This window comes from Methylobacterium phyllostachyos (assembly GCF_900103445.1).
Lineage (GTDB): Bacteria > Pseudomonadota > Alphaproteobacteria > Rhizobiales > Beijerinckiaceae > Methylobacterium > Methylobacterium phyllostachyos.
In genome coordinates, this window is record NZ_FNHS01000007.1 from 105,461 (window position 1) to 122,794 (window position 17,334).

General features: G+C 71.0%; 14 protein-coding genes. 4 read left to right on the plus strand and 10 right to left on the minus strand.

Annotated features, from left to right (window positions below):
* Nucleotide 1: 1 nt before the first annotated feature.
* The 5 genes from BLQ49_RS12795 to BLQ49_RS12815 all read right to left on the minus strand — a co-directional run bounded on the left by BLQ49_RS12795 (nucleotide 2) and on the right by BLQ49_RS12815 (nucleotide 5,552).
* A complete protein-coding gene (locus BLQ49_RS12795; RefSeq protein ID WP_091716300.1) occupies nucleotides 2-952 on the minus strand; it encodes an FAD binding domain-containing protein in 951 nt (316 codons plus the stop codon).
* Nucleotides 949-1,509 carry an aldehyde dehydrogenase iron-sulfur subunit PaoA gene (gene paoA, locus BLQ49_RS12800; RefSeq protein ID WP_091716301.1) on the minus strand — a complete coding sequence of 187 codons (561 nt, stop codon included), beginning with the start codon at nucleotides 1,507-1,509 and terminating at the stop codon, nucleotides 949-951. Before paoA ends, BLQ49_RS12795 begins: the two co-directional genes overlap by 4 nt.
* A 275-nt stretch (nucleotides 1,510-1,784) precedes the next feature.
* The gene (locus tag BLQ49_RS12805) at nucleotides 1,785-1,982 is read right to left on the minus strand and encodes a hypothetical protein (RefSeq protein ID WP_091716302.1); all 198 of its coding nucleotides are present in this window, start codon (nucleotides 1,980-1,982) and stop codon (nucleotides 1,785-1,787) included.
* Nucleotides 1,983-2,154: 172 nt separating this feature from the next.
* On the minus strand, nucleotides 2,155-4,626 hold the full coding sequence (locus BLQ49_RS12810) for a bifunctional diguanylate cyclase/phosphodiesterase (RefSeq protein WP_091716303.1): 2,472 nt from the start codon (nucleotides 4,624-4,626) through the stop codon (nucleotides 2,155-2,157).
* Nucleotides 4,627-4,856: 230 nt separating this feature from the next.
* Nucleotides 4,857-5,552, minus strand: a complete 696-nt coding sequence (locus tag BLQ49_RS12815) for a spermidine synthase (protein ID WP_091716304.1) — start codon at nucleotides 5,550-5,552, stop codon at nucleotides 4,857-4,859.
* Nucleotides 5,553-5,683: 131 nt separating this feature from the next.
* Here BLQ49_RS12815 and BLQ49_RS12820 point away from each other — a divergent pair, with 131 nt between their 5' ends.
* Nucleotides 5,684-5,935, plus strand: coding sequence for a hypothetical protein (locus BLQ49_RS12820; protein WP_091716305.1), 252 nt, complete (start codon nucleotides 5,684-5,686; stop codon nucleotides 5,933-5,935).
* A gap of 10 nt (nucleotides 5,936-5,945) precedes the next feature.
* Here BLQ49_RS12820 and BLQ49_RS12825 read toward each other — a convergent pair whose 3' ends face one another.
* Nucleotides 5,946-6,401: an SRPBCC domain-containing protein gene (locus BLQ49_RS12825; protein ID WP_091716475.1), complete on the minus strand. Its 456-nt coding sequence runs from the start codon at nucleotides 6,399-6,401 to the stop codon at nucleotides 5,946-5,948.
* 101 nt (nucleotides 6,402-6,502) lie between these two features.
* On the minus strand, nucleotides 6,503-6,796 hold the full coding sequence (locus tag BLQ49_RS12830; RefSeq protein ID WP_091716306.1) for a hypothetical protein: 294 nt from the start codon (nucleotides 6,794-6,796) through the stop codon (nucleotides 6,503-6,505).
* 462 nt (nucleotides 6,797-7,258) lie between these two features.
* Here BLQ49_RS12830 and BLQ49_RS12835 point away from each other — a divergent pair, with 462 nt between their 5' ends.
* On the plus strand, nucleotides 7,259-7,810 hold the full coding sequence (locus BLQ49_RS12835) for a PAS domain-containing protein (RefSeq protein WP_091716307.1): 552 nt from the start codon (nucleotides 7,259-7,261) through the stop codon (nucleotides 7,808-7,810).
* A 7-nt stretch (nucleotides 7,811-7,817) separates the two neighbouring features.
* On the opposite strand, the gene BLQ49_RS12840 is transcribed toward BLQ49_RS12835, so the two are convergent.
* Both BLQ49_RS12840 and BLQ49_RS12845 read right to left on the minus strand, forming a co-directional pair.
* On the minus strand, nucleotides 7,818-8,252 hold the full coding sequence (locus tag BLQ49_RS12840; protein WP_091716308.1) for a GlcG/HbpS family heme-binding protein: 435 nt from the start codon (nucleotides 8,250-8,252) through the stop codon (nucleotides 7,818-7,820).
* Between the two features lie 279 nt (nucleotides 8,253-8,531).
* On the minus strand, nucleotides 8,532-11,828 hold the full coding sequence (locus tag BLQ49_RS12845; protein WP_091716309.1) for a DEAD/DEAH box helicase: 3,297 nt from the start codon (nucleotides 11,826-11,828) through the stop codon (nucleotides 8,532-8,534).
* A 426-nt stretch (nucleotides 11,829-12,254) separates the two neighbouring features.
* On the opposite strand from BLQ49_RS12845, the gene BLQ49_RS12850 reads away from it, so the two are divergent.
* Complete coding sequence (locus BLQ49_RS12850; protein WP_091716310.1) at nucleotides 12,255-15,086, plus strand: PAS domain-containing protein; 2,832 nt, start codon at nucleotides 12,255-12,257, stop codon at nucleotides 15,084-15,086.
* 327 nt (nucleotides 15,087-15,413) lie between these two features.
* Here BLQ49_RS12850 and BLQ49_RS12855 read toward each other — a convergent pair whose 3' ends face one another.
* On the minus strand, nucleotides 15,414-16,418 hold the full coding sequence (locus tag BLQ49_RS12855; RefSeq protein WP_091716311.1) for a DUF2891 domain-containing protein: 1,005 nt from the start codon (nucleotides 16,416-16,418) through the stop codon (nucleotides 15,414-15,416).
* Between the two features lie 152 nt (nucleotides 16,419-16,570).
* Here BLQ49_RS12855 and BLQ49_RS12860 point away from each other — a divergent pair, with 152 nt between their 5' ends.
* Nucleotides 16,571-17,326, plus strand: a complete 756-nt coding sequence (locus tag BLQ49_RS12860) for a CDP-diacylglycerol diphosphatase (protein WP_091716312.1) — start codon at nucleotides 16,571-16,573, stop codon at nucleotides 17,324-17,326.
* The last annotated feature ends 8 nt before the right edge of the window (nucleotides 17,327-17,334 follow it).

Genomic DNA, 17,334 nt, shown 5'->3' on the forward strand with positions numbered 1-17,334 from the left:
CTCAGACCCTCGCTTGGTTGAGTGCCGCGCCGAGGGTCCGCTCGGCGAGCGTCAGCTTGTAGGCGTTCTCGTGGGTCGGCTTGGCGTCGGCGAAGACCTGTTGGGTCACCGCCTTGGCGCCCTTCGGCAAATCGGCCTCGGCCGCCTCCACCCGCCAGGGCTTGTGGGCGACGCCCCCGAAGGCGACGTGGCCGCTGCCGTCCTTGCTGAGGATCGCCGCCACCGAGACCAGCGCGTAGGCGTAGGAGGCCCGGTCACGGACCTTCCGGTAGATATGCGTGCCGGCAACGGGCTTGGGCAGCGTCACCGCGGTGATCAGCTCGCCGGGTTGGAGGTTCGTGTCGCGCGCCGGATCGTCGCCGGGCAGGCGGTGGAACTCGGCGATCGGGATTGTTCGCGCGGCGCCCACGCCGTCGACCGTTTCCACGGTGGCATCGAGCACCCGCATGGCCACCGCCATGTCGCCCGGATGCGTGGCGATGCAGGCGTCGCTGCCGCCGATCACCGCGAGCTGGCGGCTCACCCCGTCCAGCGCCGAGCAGCCGGAGCCCGGCTGGCGCTTGTTGCAGGCCTGGGCGGTATCATAAAAATACGGGCAGCGCGTCCGCTGGAGCAGGTTGCCGGCGGTGGTCGCCTTGTTGCGCAGCTGGCCGGAGGCACCGGCAAGGAGCGCCCGGGCGAGCACTCCGTAATCCTTGCGCACCCGCGGATGGGCAGCGAGGTCTGTGTTGCGCACCAGGGCGCCGATGCGCAGGCCGCCGTCGTCCGTCGGCTCCACCGTATCGAGGCCGAGGCCGTTGACGTCCACAAGGTGGCGCGGGGTCTCGATCTGCAATTTCATCAGGTCGAGCAGGTTGGTGCCGCCGGCGATGAACTTCGCCTCCGGCGTGCGGCCGACAGCGGCGGCGGCCTCGGCGGGCGTGCTCGGGCGCTCGTACGTGAAGGACTTCATGCCCGCGCTCCTGCCACCTCGGTCATCGCCTCGACGATGTTGGAATAGGCGCCGCAGCGGCAGATGTTGCCGCTCATGCGCTCGCGGATCTCGGCCTCGGTGATCTGCGGTGTGGCTTCGAGGTTGGCGGTCACGTGGCTCGGGATGCCGGCCTTGATCTCCTCCAAGACAGCCACGCCCGAGCAGATCTGGCCCGGCGTGCAGTAGCCGCACTGGTAGCCGTCGTGTTTCACAAAGGCAGCCTGCATCGGGTGCAGATTGTCCGGGCCGCCCAACCCCTCGATCGTGGTGATCTCGGCCCCCTGGTGCATGATGGCGAGCGTCAGGCAGGCGTTGATGCGCCGGCCGTCGACGATCATCGTGCAGGCGCCGCACTGACCGTGGTCGCAGCCCTTCTTGGAACCCGTCAGGTGCAGGTGCTCGCGCGTGGCGTCGAGCAGGCTGGTGCGGGTGTCGAGTTCGAGGTCGCGGCGCTGGCCGTTCACCGTGAAGGTCACCTTCACGAGGACCGGCTCGTCGGTTCGTGCAGCAGCCGCCGGTGCGATAGCTCCCACCATCAAGCTTCTCCGGTTCGAGTCAAAACTGTGCGGGCGGTGCTTCCCGGTTTCCCCGCTGGGGACAGGCATGCGGATCGACACGAATCGGCCCCCGCAGCGGGATGCCCGCAGAGAAGCACCGACAGGCTAGATCCGCTCCAAGGTAGGCGGCAAGCGCGCCACGATCAGGGGGCGGCGCGTGGCTGAGCCCATCCGTCGCGGCCATGACGGGAGGCCCCGCCCAAACGAAAGGGCCGACCCGAAGGCCGGCCCCAATCTCTTTTCGCGCGGGACGCTTACTCGGCCGCGGTCATCTCGGGGGTGTAGTGGCCGCACCAATCCTTCGAGGCGACCACGGGCCAGAGGCCCTTCGACTCAGGCGCGGGCTGGCTGACGGGCGGGTTGAAGCGGCACAGGCCGGCATCGTTCGGGGCGATGGCACCGTTGCCCTTGTGCTCGTCGAAGAACCGGCAGGTCTCGCACTTGGCGTTCATGATCAGGCTCCCGTGGGGCGGGCGGCTGGAGCCGCCTAAACTGGGTTGCGGAGGTCGTTTAGAATTAGAAACGATCCAATCTGGTGAACCAACGACGGGGTGCTGCTTGGGTTCCCGTCGGGCCGGACGTTCCGAAAAATCGGATGGCCGCAACGGACCGGCGACGACAGCCTCAACCGGCCAATGCGAGGCGCGGTCCCGCCGCGCGGGCAGCGACGTCGGCGGGGTGTTCGAGGGCCGCGGCGTAGTCGGCGATCGGGCGCGGCTTGCCGAACAGGTAGCCCTGCATCTCGCCGCAGGCCTCCTCGGCCAGGAAGTCCCGCTGCGCCTGGGTCTCGACGCCCTCCGCGACCACGCCCATGCCGAGGCTGCGGCCGAGGCCGAGCACCGCGCGCACGATCACCGCCGCCTGCGGTTCCGAGCCGAGCTGCGCCACGAAGGAGCGGTCGATCTTCAGCTTGTCGAACGGAAAGGCCTGGAGGGTGGCCAGCGATGCGTAGCCGGTCCCGAAATCGTCCATGCTGATCCGGATCCCGTAGCTCCGCAGGCGCCGGAGGATGCCCACGGCCCGGGCCATGTCGTTGATGATGATGCTCTCGGTGACTTCGAGTTCCAGGCGGTCGGGCGACAGGCCGGTCTGCGCCAGGATGGCCAGGATCCGGTCGGGCAGGTCTGGCCTCTGGAACTGCCGAGGCGAGAGGTTGACGGCAACCTTCAGGGGCTGCGCCCAACCCGCCGCCTCACGGCAGGCCGCACGCAGCACCCATTCGCCGAGGGCGACGATCAGCCCGGTCTCCTCGGCCAGCGGCACGAAGATGTCGGGTCCGATGGTGCCGCGCACCGGATGGACCCAGCGCAGCAGCGCCTCGAACCCCACGAGGACGCCGGTCCGGCCCTCGACCTGCGGCTGGTAGTGGAGGCTGAGCCCCCCGTCATCCATGGCCTGGCGTAGGTCGCGCTCAAGCACCCGGCGCGCCTCGGCCTCCTCGTCCATGGCGGGGGTGAAGATACGGAACGTGCCGCGCCCCTCGGCCTTGGCGCGGTAGAGCGCGAGATCGGCACGCCGGTACAGGCACTCCGCCATTGTTCCGTGCTCGGGGGCGAGCGCGATGCCGACGCTAAGGCCGACGGCGATTCGGTGCTCGCCCACGCTGAGCGGGGTGTCGAACAGCGCGATGAGGCGCTCGGCCAGGGCGCCCGCCGCCGCGGTCCCGCCGGGACCCAGCACCGCGAATTCGTCGCCCCCCAGCCGGGCCACCGCCCCGGCGCCCGCCACGCCCACGAGGCCGCCGGCGACGTGCCGCAGCAGCTCGTCCCCGGCCTGGTGGCCGAGGCTGTCGTTCACGCTCTTGAACCCGTCGAGATCGAGGTACAGAACCGCGCAGGCCCCGCCGCGCTGGGCGATATCGGCGAGGCTCCGTGCCACGGTCTCGTGGAACAGCGCCCGGTTCGGCAGGCCGGTGAGAACGTCGTGGCGGGCGAGGCGCGCCACCTCGGCCTCGGCGGCCTTGCGCTTGGTGATATCGGTGAAGGTCCGTACGAAGCCGCCCTCGGCCAGCGGGACGGTGCGGACCTCGAGCACGAGCCCGTTCGGCCGCGCCCGCTCGTAAACATGGGCGCGCCCCGCTTCGCCGCGCGCGACCCAGGCGCGGAAGGCGCGGTCGGTGCGGTTGCGCTCGCGATGGCGAGCTTGGTAGCGCAGCACCGCCCGGTAGCTCGGCTGGGCCTGCATCATCGCCCGCGGCAGGTCGAGCAGCGCCAGCGCCCGCTCGTTGCACACACGCACCACGCCGCCGGCATCGACCTTGATGAGGCCCTGGTCCATGCTGTCGAGGGTGGTGTCGAGCAGCAGGGTCTTCTCCCGGAGCATGCGGCCCTGCTGGGCCAGCGCGACGTTCATGCCATGCAGGCGGTCCAGCATCAGCGTCAGGGCGCCGAAGGCCAGGATCACCGCCATCACGACCGCGATGCCCCCGGCCAGCACGCCGCGGTCGAGGCCGAGTTGCGGGACTGACAGGGTCGGATCCGGCACCACCTGAGCCGCCGCCATCGCCAAGAAGTGGAGCACCGCGATGGCAAGGGTCAGGACAGTGGCCGCCACCGCGCGGCTGCGCCCGTCAGTGCCGTGGCTATCGGTGCTGCGGACGTGCAGCGCCATTCCGGCGGCCGCCAGCAGGCCGCCGGCTCCGATGGCCGCGCCGGCAAGCGGGATGTTCCACGTGAAAGAGCCGGGCAGCCGCACCCCCGCGATGCCGAGGAAGTGCATGCAGGCGATGCCGAGCCCGAGGATGAGGCCCGCTGCCGCGCCGGTCCAGCCCGACGATGGCGCCGACCGGGCGAACAGGAACGCAACCGAGGCCGCCGCGATGGCGACGACGAGCGACAAAAGCGTGGTCCGTGGCTCGTAACCGAGTACCACGCCGGGATCGTAGCCGAGCATGCCGATGAAGTGGGTGCTCCAGATGCCGGAGCCGATCGAGAACCCGGCCGCCAGCGGCCAGACCAGCCGGCGTCGGTCGCTGCCGGTCCTGACCCGCTGTTCGAGCTTGAGCGCGACCGAGCAGGTGATCCAGCACACGCATGCTGCCAGCACCACCACCCAGGTGGTGTGCGCTTCGGTCAGACAAGCGAAGGCGCGATACATGATGGTAACCCGGCCAGCTGGACTGTCCGGCAAATTACCGAGGGATTACTAATCATAAGTTGCATATATGCGGCGAGACACGCGGTAGATCTGCCAACGAATAAAGGATTTCGCGCTCCTGCAGATGCTCCTTCGCCGCAGACGCGCCTGCCAACCGCGGATCGGGCCGAAGGCCAGCCGCGCATCCCCCTCGACGCGCCGCGCTGTCTCCATGACTGCGCCGACCCCGCTCAGCGATCCTGCCGCGGCCCATCCACCCGCGTCCCGAGCCACACAACGTGCTTGGGCCCGCTGCCGCGGCCACTGGCATGGACGCGCTGCTCGTCCACCGCGAAGCCGGAGCGCTGCATCCGGCTCTTGAACTTCCGATCCGGAGCCCCCGACCAGACGCCCAGGATGCCGCCCGGCCGCAGGGCCCAGTGGGCCCGCTTGAGGCCCCAATTGTCGTAGAGCCGGTCGTTCGCGCGCCGCATCAGGCCCTCCGGGCCGTTGTCGACGTCGAGCAGGATCGCGTCATAGCGCTCCGGCGCCACCTGGATCAGGCGGTTCACGTCGGCCTCCTGCAGATCGACGCGCGGATCGTCCAGGCAACCGGCAAAAACATGCGCCAGCGGGCCCCTGGCCCAGGCGATCACCGCCGGCACCAGCTCGGCCACCACCACCCGCGCCTCGGGGCCGAGATTCGCCAGCGCCGCCCGCAGGGTGAAACCCATGCCGAGGCCGCCGATCAGGATCCGGGCCCGGGGCCGGTCCGCCAGCCGTGCGCAGGTCAGCGCCGCCAGCGCCACCTCGGAGCCGCTGCGGCGGTTGTTCATCAGCTCGATCGTGTCGGCCAGGATCGCGAACTCGTCGCCGCGCCGCATCAGGCGCAGGTCGGTGCCGCCACCGGGCACGGAGCCGGTGTCGAGATGAACCCAGGGTATCACGCGTGGCGTCCTCGCTCGGTGCGGGGCTGCGGCGACCCCGCGGCGGCGCCGGGCGCGGCCTATGCGCGCCGCACAGCCCAAGCCCGCCACAACGGCTTGCCGCAACCAATTCAGCCGGCGTATCAGCACCTATGGCCAAGCGTATCAAGTCGAGACCGCAAGAGCGGGGCTTTGTGATGTTCGATGTCGTCTATGCCGACGGCTCCCGGGCCTCGAACCGGCGGGTGCCGATGGAGATCCTGGGCGGCCTGGACGGCGACGAGCCGGCCCGCCAGCTCATCCTTGAGCAGGAAGCGGAGATCGCCCTCAAGGCGGGGCGGCCCGGCCGCGAGATCCAGAGTCTGACCCGCTCGCCGGTGATCAAGCCAAAGCCGGTCGACTGACCCGCGCCGGTCAGGCCGTCTCCGCCGTCCGGCGGGCGATCTCGTCCCGCAGGGCCGCGTTCATCTCGGCGAGCCGGGCCTGCGTATGGGTGCGCAGCCACGGGAACAGGACGGGGGCGAGCAGGCCCGTGAAGGTCTGCGCCTGGACGAGGTCGACGCCTTGCCGAGTCTCGGTGATCCGGACATCGTGCGTGCGGATGAGCAGGGGCGGCCTCGGGATTCCGCCGCGCCACGTCAGGCGCCGGCCGGGCTCCCAGCAGGTGACCTGCACCCGCAATGTCCGGTAGGCGCGGCCATACAGGGTCAGCTCCAGGCGCCAGCGCGCTCCGAGACGCCGCGGGCCCTCCGCCCGGCGGATGAACGGGTTCCAGGCCGGGTAGGATTCAAGGTCGGTCAGCACCGACCAGACCAGTCCGGCCCGCGCCGGGATCGCGATCTCCGTGCTGCTGACCCTGCCGATCCTCATGCGTCCCTCCGCGCCTCCCAGGGAGAACACCCGCCGCCGGAGCTTGTGCATCGTCTCCACCCAAAAGCCGGACGCCCCCTTCCGGGACGATGCTCTGAGGCTCAGAACGCACCCTCGACCATCTCCAGGGTCCGCAGGATCGCGAAGCCGATCCGCTCGGCCTCGGCCTCCGCGTCGGCGGTGGCCGGCAGCAGCGCCACGGTCTCGACGCCCGGCTCGTCCTCTGGTCCGACCACGATCCGGAAGACGTCGCCCTCTTTGGCCTCGGGATCCCGGATCAGGCCGACCCGGTGGCCGGCCCCGGTGCCGAGGACGCGCAGGGGCGCCCGGGGAGCCTCCGGCGTGGGCCGGCGCGGAGTTCCGAAGGCTGGGCGGATGACGTTGTCGTCGGACATGGCGGAACCGTTCCTCCCTGCAGCATCAGGCCGGACACCGAACCCGGCACGATCTTCGATATCCTCGACCGGCACCATCCTGTTCCGAAAGGCGGAAGCCTCCGCCCTATGTCGGCCCCGTGCCGGGTGCGGGAGAGTGGGCCCCGATCCGCAGCGGCGCCAGTGGCACCCGGACGTCAGGACCAAATACCCACAGGTCCGGAACGGACACGCATCAACGGCGAGATCCGCTGCAATCGACAGCAACGCCCGGTCTCAACGCCTCAGTCTAAAGTCATACAGTCCTCTCGACACCTATAATTCGAGCAGAATATTGCTCAGCAAAATATTGTGTGACAACATGATTCGATCCTGTAAAATCTGGGGCGTCGGCGTGATCGAGATACCGGCGACGAAAACTGTCTATCGGATGGTCCATCCGGCCCTGAAACGCTTGCCGGCCAAAGCCGGTTGGGGACCCTGATGCTGCTGGCTTCCACGACAGCGTCGGCCTTGCAGGCCGCGGGCTTTATCGGCACCTGGGATACGGATGTCTCAGCCGGCCAATCCGTCCTGGACTTGGGCGCCGCCTCCGTGCTTGCGGGAAATCCCGGCCTTGTGGGCAAGCCCGTCCCCCTCGACGTCGCGCTGGCGCAGATCCATCCGGAGGATCGCGACTGGGTCTTCGGCACGATCCGGGATCTCCGGCAGACGGGTGGACCGGTCGCCATCGAGTTCCGCATCCTGACCAGGACGGGGGAGACCCGTTGGATCCTCAACCAAGGCCTCTTGGCGCCCACCGAGACCGGCGGCCTGCACGGGCGGGGCGCCTATATCGACATCACGAACCTGTCCGGCCGGTCGGTCCCGCGGCGGGATAGCGGCCCGGCGTCGACGGAGCATCTGGACGCCGCGGCCGACCACTGCGTCCAGCTTCACACCGCCCTGGAGCGCCACGGCGACGCCGCTCTGCGCCTGCTCTCGGGCATGCTGCTGCTCGGAATCGGACGCGCGCTCGCGCAGCGCGCCTCCTGACCCCCGGTTACGTCCGCCAGGGATGGGCCGGCAGCTCGGTCTGGCCGATGGCCTTGGCACCGGCCTCCGCGACCGTGTGGTCGTTCTCCACCGTGGAGCCGCTGACCCCGATGGCGCCCGACATCACGCCGTCGGCATCGACGATCGGGATCCCGCCCGGGAAGGTGATCAGACCGTCATTCGAGTGCTCGATCCCGTAGAGCGGACCGCCGGGCTGCGACAGCTGGCCGATCTGGCCGGTCATCATGCCGAAGAACACCGACGTCTTGGCCTTCTTGTGGGCGATGTCGATGGAGCCGACCCAGGCGTCGTCCATGCGATGGAACGCCTTCAGGTTGCCGCCGGAATCCACCACCGCGATGCACATCTGGGTGCCGAGCTCGATCGCCTTCGCCCGGGCGGCGGCAATGGCCTTCTCGGCCTGCTCAATCGTGACGTGCATGGGACACTCCCGTTCGCGGTTTCTGCGCGACAGGCTGTGACCGTTTGAAGCGCCGGGCGCAAGATCAGCCATCGCGGCCTCGGGGTTTCCGGCCCGGGACACGACAGCGCCGCTTCATCGACCCACAGGGAACGGGGACTCCCCCGTGCGGGCTGCCGGAGTCACCCGACTCAGCTGAACGATAAAGGCCAGGGAAGGGAGCGCATTTCCCCTCCCCTTGTGGGGAGGGGTCGGCGATGTGTGAAACTTCGTAGCCCGCTCGGGAAGTAAGGCCTGCGCTCAGCCGGCGCGTTCCCGGGCGGTGCGGATATGGTCGAGGAGATCGCCCGCCAGCGCCGCACAGGCGGCCGCGTCGGGACAGGGCCGCTTCCAGACCACGCGGCCCTCGCGCAGGATCACGCCGTCCGTCACCGGCAGGGCGGGCAAAGGCCGGTCCGGCCTGAGATCGGCCGCCACGCCCTGCGGCCCGGCGCGGAGCCGGGCGACGCCCAGCTCGCAGCAGGCCGCGCGCAGCCGCGCCAGATCGAACAGCGCGAGCATGGGGGCGGGAGCCATGCCGAACCGATCCTCCACCTCGCCGGCCAGGGCGTCGATCGCCTCGGCCTCGCGCAGGCGCAGGAGCCGCGTGTAGAGGCTCAGACGGATCTCCGGCTCCGGCACGTAATCCTCGGGGATCCGGCTCGGAAGTCCGAGGTCGATCTCCGGGCTCCAATCCTCGGCGCGGCCGCCCTTGGCGTCGGTGAGCGCCAGTTGCAGCAGGTGCTGGTAGAGACCGAGCCCGACGAGCTTGGCGTGGCCCGCCTGATCCTCGCCGACGAGATCGCCGGCCCCGCGCAGGTCGAGGTCCCGGGCACTCACCGCGAAGCCGGCGCCGAGGCGATCGAGGGCCTCCAGGGCGCGCAGGCGCTGGAGCGCGGCCGGCGGCGGGGGCGCGGCCGGGTCACTCAGCAGGTGGACGGTGCCGCGCCGCTGGCCGCGGCCGACGCGGCCCCGGAGCTGGTGGAGCTGCGCCAGCCCGAATTTCGCCGCCTCCCAGACCAGCATGGTGTTGGCCCGGGGCACGTCGAGCCCGCTCTCTACGATGGCGGTGGCGAGCAGCACGTCGCCGTCGCCCTCGGCGAACCGGACCATCACCTCGTCCATGGCGGAGGGCTTCAGCTCCCCGTGCGCCACCAGGATCGAGAGGTCCGGCACGAGGGCGCGCAGCCGCTCGGCCATCGGGGCGATGTCCTCGATCCGCGGGCAGACCACGAAGCTCTGGCCACCGCGCCGGTGCTCGCGGATCAGCGCCTCGCGCACCGCTTCCGCGTCGTAGGGCGCCACCACGGTCCGAACCGGTTGGCGGAGCGCCGGGGGCGTGGCCAGGACGCTGAGGCTCTGGAGGCCGACGAGCGCCGCCTGCAGGGTACGGGGGATCGGCGTCGCGGTGAGCGTCAGCACATGGCCGCCCTCCGCGAGGCGGCGGAGATCCGCCTTCATCTTCGCGCCGAAGCGCTGCTCCTCGTCGATCACCGTCAGGGCGAGGTCGGCGAAGGCGACGCCCTTGCCGGCGAGGGCGTGGGTGCCGACCACAAGCCGGATCGAACCGTCGGCGAGCCCCGCCTTGACGCGCTTGGCCTCGGCCGGCGCCACGAGGCGGGAGAGCTGCGCCACCTCGATGCCAAACCGACCGAAGCGGCGGCGCAGGGTCTCGGCGTGCTGGCGGGCCAGGACGGTGGTGGGGGCGATGAGCGCGGCCTGCTTGCCGGAGAAGATCGCGGCCGCCAGCGCCCGCAGCGCCACCTCGGTCTTGCCGAAGCCGACATCACCGCAGACCAGCCGATCCATCGGCCGGCCGGAGGCGAGATCGGCCATCAGTTCGTCGATGGCGGCGGCCTGATCCGGAGTCGGCGCGAAGCCGAAGCCGGCGGTGAAACGCTCCATGTCGTTGGCGGGCGGCGCCAGGACCGGCGCGTCCGTCTCCCGGCGGGCGCGGGCGGCCTCCAGCATGATGCGGGCCGTGCGCGCCATGGTGGCCTCGGCCTCCAGGCGGCGGCGGGGCCAGGTGCCGCCGTCGAGCTTGTCGAGGGTGACGGCGTCAGGCTCCGGGCCGTAGCGCCAGATCCGGTCCGCCTGGGAGACCGGCACCATCAGGATCGCGTCGCCGGCAAAGCGCAGGCGCAGGGCCTCGGAGGCCTCCTCGCCCTGCGTGGCACCCGAGGTGGCCACCGGCTCCAGCCCCTCGAACACGCACAGGCCGCGGTCGCGGTCGACCGCGACATCGCCGGGGCGCAGGTCGACCTCACCCATCGGCAGGATCGCCCGGGTGCCGCCCGTGATCGCGGCGTCCGGCCCGAACAGGTCCGCGGCGGCGATGACGGTCGCGCCCTGATCGGGCACCCGGAACCCGGCCCCGAGGGGCGCCTCCAGGGCGAGGACATCCCCGGGGGTCGCCTTGGCGACGTCGGTCCAGGCGTCGATCAGCCGGATCGTGCGCTCGGTGATCCGCCCGGTCTGGCGCACGAGGCGCCGCAGCGGCTGGCGGCTGCCCGCGAGGACGATCACGTCGCCGGCCTTCAGCCGCTCGCGCAGCAGCTTGGCGAAAGCGGTGCCTGGTCGGCGCTCCCGGGCGAAGGACGGCAGCGCCAGCGATTCTGCGGCCTCCTCGGTGGCGGCGATCCGGTCGTGCGCCGCCACGATATCGCGCCACGCCTGTGGCGTGAGATAGAGGCCCGCCCCGGCCTGCCCCCGACCGCCGAGCCTGCCCTGCGCCTCCGTCATCTGCTCGAACACGGCATCGATCCGGGCCTGGGTGCCCTCCTCCACCACGAGGCGCGCCTCGGGCACGTAGTCGAGCAGGGTGACGAGACGCGGATAGTAGCGCTCCAGCCGGTGCTCCTGGCCGGTGAAGGGCTCGAAGCTCTGGCCGGAGCCAGGCTCCAGGATGATCTCGGTGGCCGGGTCGATCACGAGTTCGTCCGCCTCGGCGACCGAGCGCTGCGAGATCGGGTCGTAGGAGCGGATCGCGGTGACATGGCCGTCCGCGTGCTCGATCCGGCATGGCCGTGATGCCGCGGCGGGGAACACTTCCACGGTCCGCCCCCGGACGGCGATCTCGCCGGGCTCGTCGACACGCTCGTCGAGGATATAACCGAGGCGCTTGAGGTCGGTGGTCGCGGCGGCGACGTCGAGCGGATCGCCGACCCGAAGCGTCACCCGGGCCGAGGCCCAGGTCTCAGGCGGGGGCACCCGCTGGATCAGGGCCGGGGCCGTCGTCAGCACGAAGTCGGGCAGCGCGTCACGGTCGGTCAGCCAGCGCATCACGGCCGCCCGGGCGCCCATGGTGGCCCGGGACGGCGAGGCGTGGTCGAAGGGCAGGCAATCCCATTCGGGGAAGACCACAACCCGGGCCTCGGGGTTGAGGGCCCGGAGGGTTGCGGCCAACTCCTCCAGGCGGCGGCCGTCCCGGGCGACGTGGACGAGGGGCGTGGTCCCGGCGGCGTAGCTCAGGAGTGCCACCGCGAGGGCGCCCGTGGGCATCAGCGGCGCGTCCTCGGCGCCCTGCTGCACGCCCAGTTTCAACCTGCGATTGGCCATACCGATCCAAACCCATGTTCCCGTGCCGCCAACGCAGCATGGGCCGCCGGGGCTCCCGGGCGCGGCGATCCAATCCACAGCGCCGCGTTCGGCAGTGCGCTCCATCTGCTGGAAACGGGCGCTGGCCGGAACACGAATCCGTGATCGTCGGTTGGGGCGTCCGAGATTCGGGGCGAGGCGCTAGCGACAACCGAACATGAGCGAAGGTTTTACGACTTCGAATTGAGTTACCACACGCCACGGGCATCTGCTGCCATCCGCCGCGCGCGTGCGCACCGCGGCGGAAGCAGAATCTGCTCCATTGGTTCAAGAGCTTACCCCCACACACACCATTCGTTGGCCGTATCGCTGGGTCGGAGTTGCATGGATCCACTTGGGAGGGTCGAAGGCGTGGGCTATGACGCCCCCGTGTCGCGGACCCAGACAATGCCCCGCCCGTCGGGTTTCGAGCCCCAGCATCCCCAGCGTCTCGCCGCCCTGCGGGCCTACGCGATCCTCGACACGCCCCCGGAACGGGCGTTCGACGAGATTGCCGAGATGGCCGCACAGGCCTGCGGCACGCCGATGGCGCATATCAACTTCATCGACGCCGACCGGCAGTGGATCAAGGCCGCTGTAGGCCACGCCCGGCAGGCGATGCCGCTCGAACTCGGCTTTTGCACCGAGGCGATGCGCACGGACGGCATCCTGATCCTGCCCGACCTGGCGGCAGAGCCGGATCGCGCCGCCAACGCCCTCGTCACCGGGGAGCCGCACCTGCGCTTCTATGCGGGCGTCGCGCTGGTGACGTCCGACGGCTGGGCCATCGGCACCCTCTGCGTGCTCGACCGGGAGCCGCACACGCTGACCGACCAGCAGGTCTTCGTCCTGAAGGCGCTCGCCCGGGCGGTGATGACCCAGCTGGACTCCCGCTGCGCCGAGGCCACCCTGCGCCGCACCGAGGAGCGCGACCGCTCGCTGTTCGCCTTCCTCAACGCCGGCTTCTGCATCGTCGAGATGATCTTCGACGCGGACGACCGTGCGGTCGATTACCGCTTCCTGGAGGTCAATGCCGCCTTCGAGAGCCAGACCGGCCTGACCGGCGCGGTCGGCCGCACCATGCGGGAGCTCGTGCCCGGCCACGAGCAGCACTGGTTCGATCTCTACGGCCAGGTCGCCCGGACCGGGGAGCCGGTCCGGTTCGAGCAGCAGGCCGCGGGCCTCGGCCGCTGGTACGACGTGCACGCCTACCGGGTCGACGGGCCGCTGCGGAACCGCGTCGCGATCCTGTTCAACGACATCACCGAGCGCCGCCGGAGCGAGATGGTGTTGCAGGCGCGGGAGGCCGAACTGCGCCTCGTGGCGGACGCGATGCCGGTGCTGATCGCCTTCATCGACCGCAATCTCGTCTACCAGTTCGCCAACGCCGCCTACGAGACCTGGACGGGCCAGTCCGCCAGCCAGGTCGTGGGGCGGACCGTGATCGACCTCCTCGGCCCCGAGGCCTTCGAGGCCCGGCGCCCCGCTATCGAGCGGGCGCTCGCGGGCGAGGAGATCCGGCACGAATGGGCCTGGACCTTCCCGGACGGCGGGAGCCGCACCGCCGACACACGCTACCTCCCGCGGCGCGGGCCGGACGGGCAGGTTGATGGGTTCTACGTCTTCGCCCACGACGTCTCCGAACGGAAGCGGGCCGAAGACCTGCTCCAGTCGCGGGCGGAGCGCCTGGAGGCGCAGGTCGCCGCGCAGACCCGGGACCGCGACCGGGTCTGGACGCTCTCGCCGGTGCTGAAGGTGGTCTGCGACCGGGACGGGCGGGTCCAGTCGGTGAACCCCTCCTGGAGCCGGGCGCTCGGCTGGTCCGAGGCCGAGACCCTGGGCCGGGCAGCCCTGGATTTCATCGCGGAGCCGGAGCGCGAGGCCGCGCGGGCCGCCCTGCGGCCGCTCTGCGAGGACCGGCGGGTCGAGGACGTGGAACTGGCCTGCGTGACCCATTCCGGCGACCGGCGGCGCGTACTCTGGACGGTCGTGCCGGAAGACGGGCTGTTCTACGGGTTCGGCCGCGACATCACCGAGCAGCGTCAGGCCGAGGAGGCCCTGCGCCAATCGCAGAAGCTGGAGGCGATCGGCCAGCTCACCGGCGGCGTGGCGCACGACTTCAACAACCTGCTCACGATCATCCGCTCCTCCATGGAGTTCCTGCGCCGGCCCGACCTCGCGGAGGAACGGCGCCGCCGCTACCTCGACGCGGTCTCCGACACGGTCGACCGGGCCGCCAAGCTGACCGGCCAGCTCCTCGCCTTCGCCCGGCGGCAGGCGCTGAAGCCCCAGGTGTTCGACATCTGCGCCCGGCTGCGCAGCATCGCCGACATGCTGGATTCGGTGACCGGCGCGCGGATCCGCGTCACCATCGACCTGCCGGAGACACCCCGCTACGTGCGCGCCGACGAGAGCCAGTTCGAGACGGCCCTGATCAACATGGCGGTCAACGCCCGGGACGCCATGGACGGGGAAGGCGGTCTGACCCTGCGCCTCGACGCCGACTGCCCGATGCCGCCGATCCGCGGGCATGCCGGCGCCAAGGGGCCGTTCGTAGCCGTGCGGGTCTCCGACACCGGCGCCGGCATCCCGGCTCCGGATCTCGGGCGGATCTTTGAGCCGTTCTTCACCACCAAGGAGGTCGGCAAGGGGACCGGGCTCGGCCTCTCCCAGGTGATCGGCTTCGCCAAGCAGTCGGGCGGCGACATCGACGTGGCGAGCGCGCTGGGCGGCGGGACCACCTTCACCCTCTACCTGCCGCAGGTCGCGGCCCCCGCGGCGACGGTCGAGGCCGGCCGCGACGCGCAGCCGGAGACGGAGCCGCAGCGGGGCCTGTGCATCCTCGTGGTCGAGGACAATCTCGGGGTCGGCCGCTTCTGCACCCAGATCCTGGAGGATCTGGGCCATGCGCCGGTCTGGACGAAATCCGCCGAGGAGGCGCTGGCCGAACTCGACAGCACGCCGGAGCGCTTCGACGTGGTGTTCTCGGACGTGGTGATGCCCGGTATGGGCGGCGTCGCCCTCGCCCGCCGGCTGCAGTCCAATCGCCCGGATCTGCCGGTGGTGCTGACCTCGGGCTACAGCCACGTCCTGGCCAAGGACGACACCCACGGCTTCGCCCTGGTGCGCAAGCCCTACTCGGCCGCGCAGCTCGCCCAGGTCCTCTACGAGGCGGCCAAGGGGCGCGGCCCATCGCGGGCGCTACGCCGCCTTCCCGTGGAAGGTGCGGCGCAGGAGTGACGGCACCTGATCGGGGCGGCGAGGTCCAGGGTTGAGCGCGCGCTGCACGCACCCGGGAAAGGGTCGTGCCACGGATCGGTGAGCCCCCGTCAACCAAGCCCCGCGCCTCGGGATGCCCGAGCCGGAACAACCCCGCCCCTCTGGGGTTGACGCAGTGCAGCACGACGATGGCGTCGTCGCGCTGCTGCCCCTCGTGGGCGTTTCCTCCCTAGACTTCGGACCGCTCCTCGAGGGCGGTCTTTTTTTGTCCAACCGAGATCAACGCAGCCCGCGACAGAACGTTCTCAGAAATCTCTTATCGTTTGCCGGCCGCTCCGTGGATCTGGCTCATGCTTCCAGGGCGAGCAGCGCGAAGGTCGCCAGCCAATGCTCGCCCATATAGTCGCCCGCCACATGCGGAAGCCCCGCCGCCAGATGCACCTCGGCCGCCGCGATCAGCAACGGCCGGCGGGGATCCTCTGGAGGCAGGGCAGCGGCCAGCGCCCGGAAGCACCACGCCCGGCTGAGGTTCAGCCCGTCGAGATGGGCGATCTTGCCGTCGCTGCGATCCATGACCTCGGCCGGGCGGAACAGGGTCGCGGGCCGGCCCGAAGCCAGATCGGGCAGGAACCGGTCGAACCAGGGCCCGAACCGCTCCGGCGGGAGCAGGCGGCGCATGCACTCGGCCTCGATCAGCGCGGAGGACAGGAAGTCGTCGCCGCCCGGCTCACCCCAGGCGGGGCATGCCTCGTCCGCTCCGTACCAGCGCTCGGCCTTCTGCAGCAGCAGGGCCCGGAGCGCCGCATCCCCCGCCCCCTCGGCGTAGTCGGCCGCGAGCCGCAGGGCGAAGGCGGTGTTGAAGTGGGTCCCCACCCGCACCGGGTAGGCGGCCAGCGGCAGGAAATCGCGAATGCGTTGGACCACGATCCCGGCGAGCGGCGCCAGTGCCTCGGCCCAGCGGGGCTCGTCTAGGTGGGCGAGTTCGTCGGCGAGCTTCAGGAGCCACGCCCAGCCGTAGGGTCGCTCGAAGCCCCGGGCGGTGGGCTGGCCAAAGTAGGCGCATTCCCCGGCGACCTTTTCGAAGGTCAGCTGCGCGTCGAAATGCGCGCGGATCGCGCCCGCCTGCACGCCCTCCGGGAACAGGCGCAGCACCCGGGCGAGCAGCCAGTGGGCGTGAACGCAGGAATGCCAATCGTAGCTGCCGTGGAAGACCGGGTGCAGCGCGGCGGGGGTGCGGGCATCCTCCGGCCCCGCCAGGACGTGGCCCGGCTTGTTCGGGTATTCCTGGGTGACGTGGCCGAGGGCGATGGCCGCGAAGCGGGCGGCGATCTCCGGGGTGAGGGCGGGCGCCATCGCGGGACTCCGAGTAGTGCGGGATTCCGGTTTTGGAGGGTTTGGCTTAGCGCGTTCGCGCGCGGCCGTCAGGGCATCGGGACGCTTTGCCGGCGCGCGGGAAGATCGGCTATCGACAGCACCACCGCCTAGCCGGCCTCACCGGAAGCCCCATGCGCCGCGCGCTGCTCGCCGTCCTCCTCGCCGCCCTCGTGGTTCCCACGCCGCTCGCGGCGGCGCCCGACCCGAGCCGCGATGTCCTCTGGGCGGCGCTGAAGACCTGCGTGCTCGCCAAGCGGCTCGCCAACCGGACCTTTCCCTGCCTCTCGGTCGATCTGGGCGACGGCGAGCGTCCGGGCACGGCGGTCCTGCGTGCGCCGGGGGAGCCGACCCACAGCGTGATCATGCCCACCGACACGGTGGCGGGCCTGGAGGCGCCGGTGCTGCGGGGCCCGCGCGGGGCCGCCTATTGGCGGGCGGCGCTGGCGGCGCGGCCCTTCGTGGCGGACGTGTTCAAGGGGAAGCTGTCGCCCGCCGCGGTGGGGCTCGCGGTCAACTCGGCCCGGGGCCGCAGCCAGGACCAGCTGCACATCCACCTCGATTGCCTGCGGCCGAGCGTGCTGGCGGCCCTGAAGGCCCACGGCCGCCAAGTCCAGCGGCGCTGGAGCCGCTTCCCGGTGGCGCTTGCCGGCGACCGCTACTATGCCCTGCGCGTGCCGGAGGCGGAGGCCGAGCGCTTCAACCCCTTCGCCGCCCTGCACGGCCTGCCGGGCGCCCGGCCCGACCTGCACCGCACGAGTTTTGCGGCGGTGGCGACGCAACCGGGCGATCCCGAGCCGGGCTACATCCTGCTGGCCTACCGGGCGCCGAGTGCCAGCGCCGAGGATGTGCTGGACCACAGCTGCACGGTCGCCGACCGGGGCGCCTGAGCGATCCT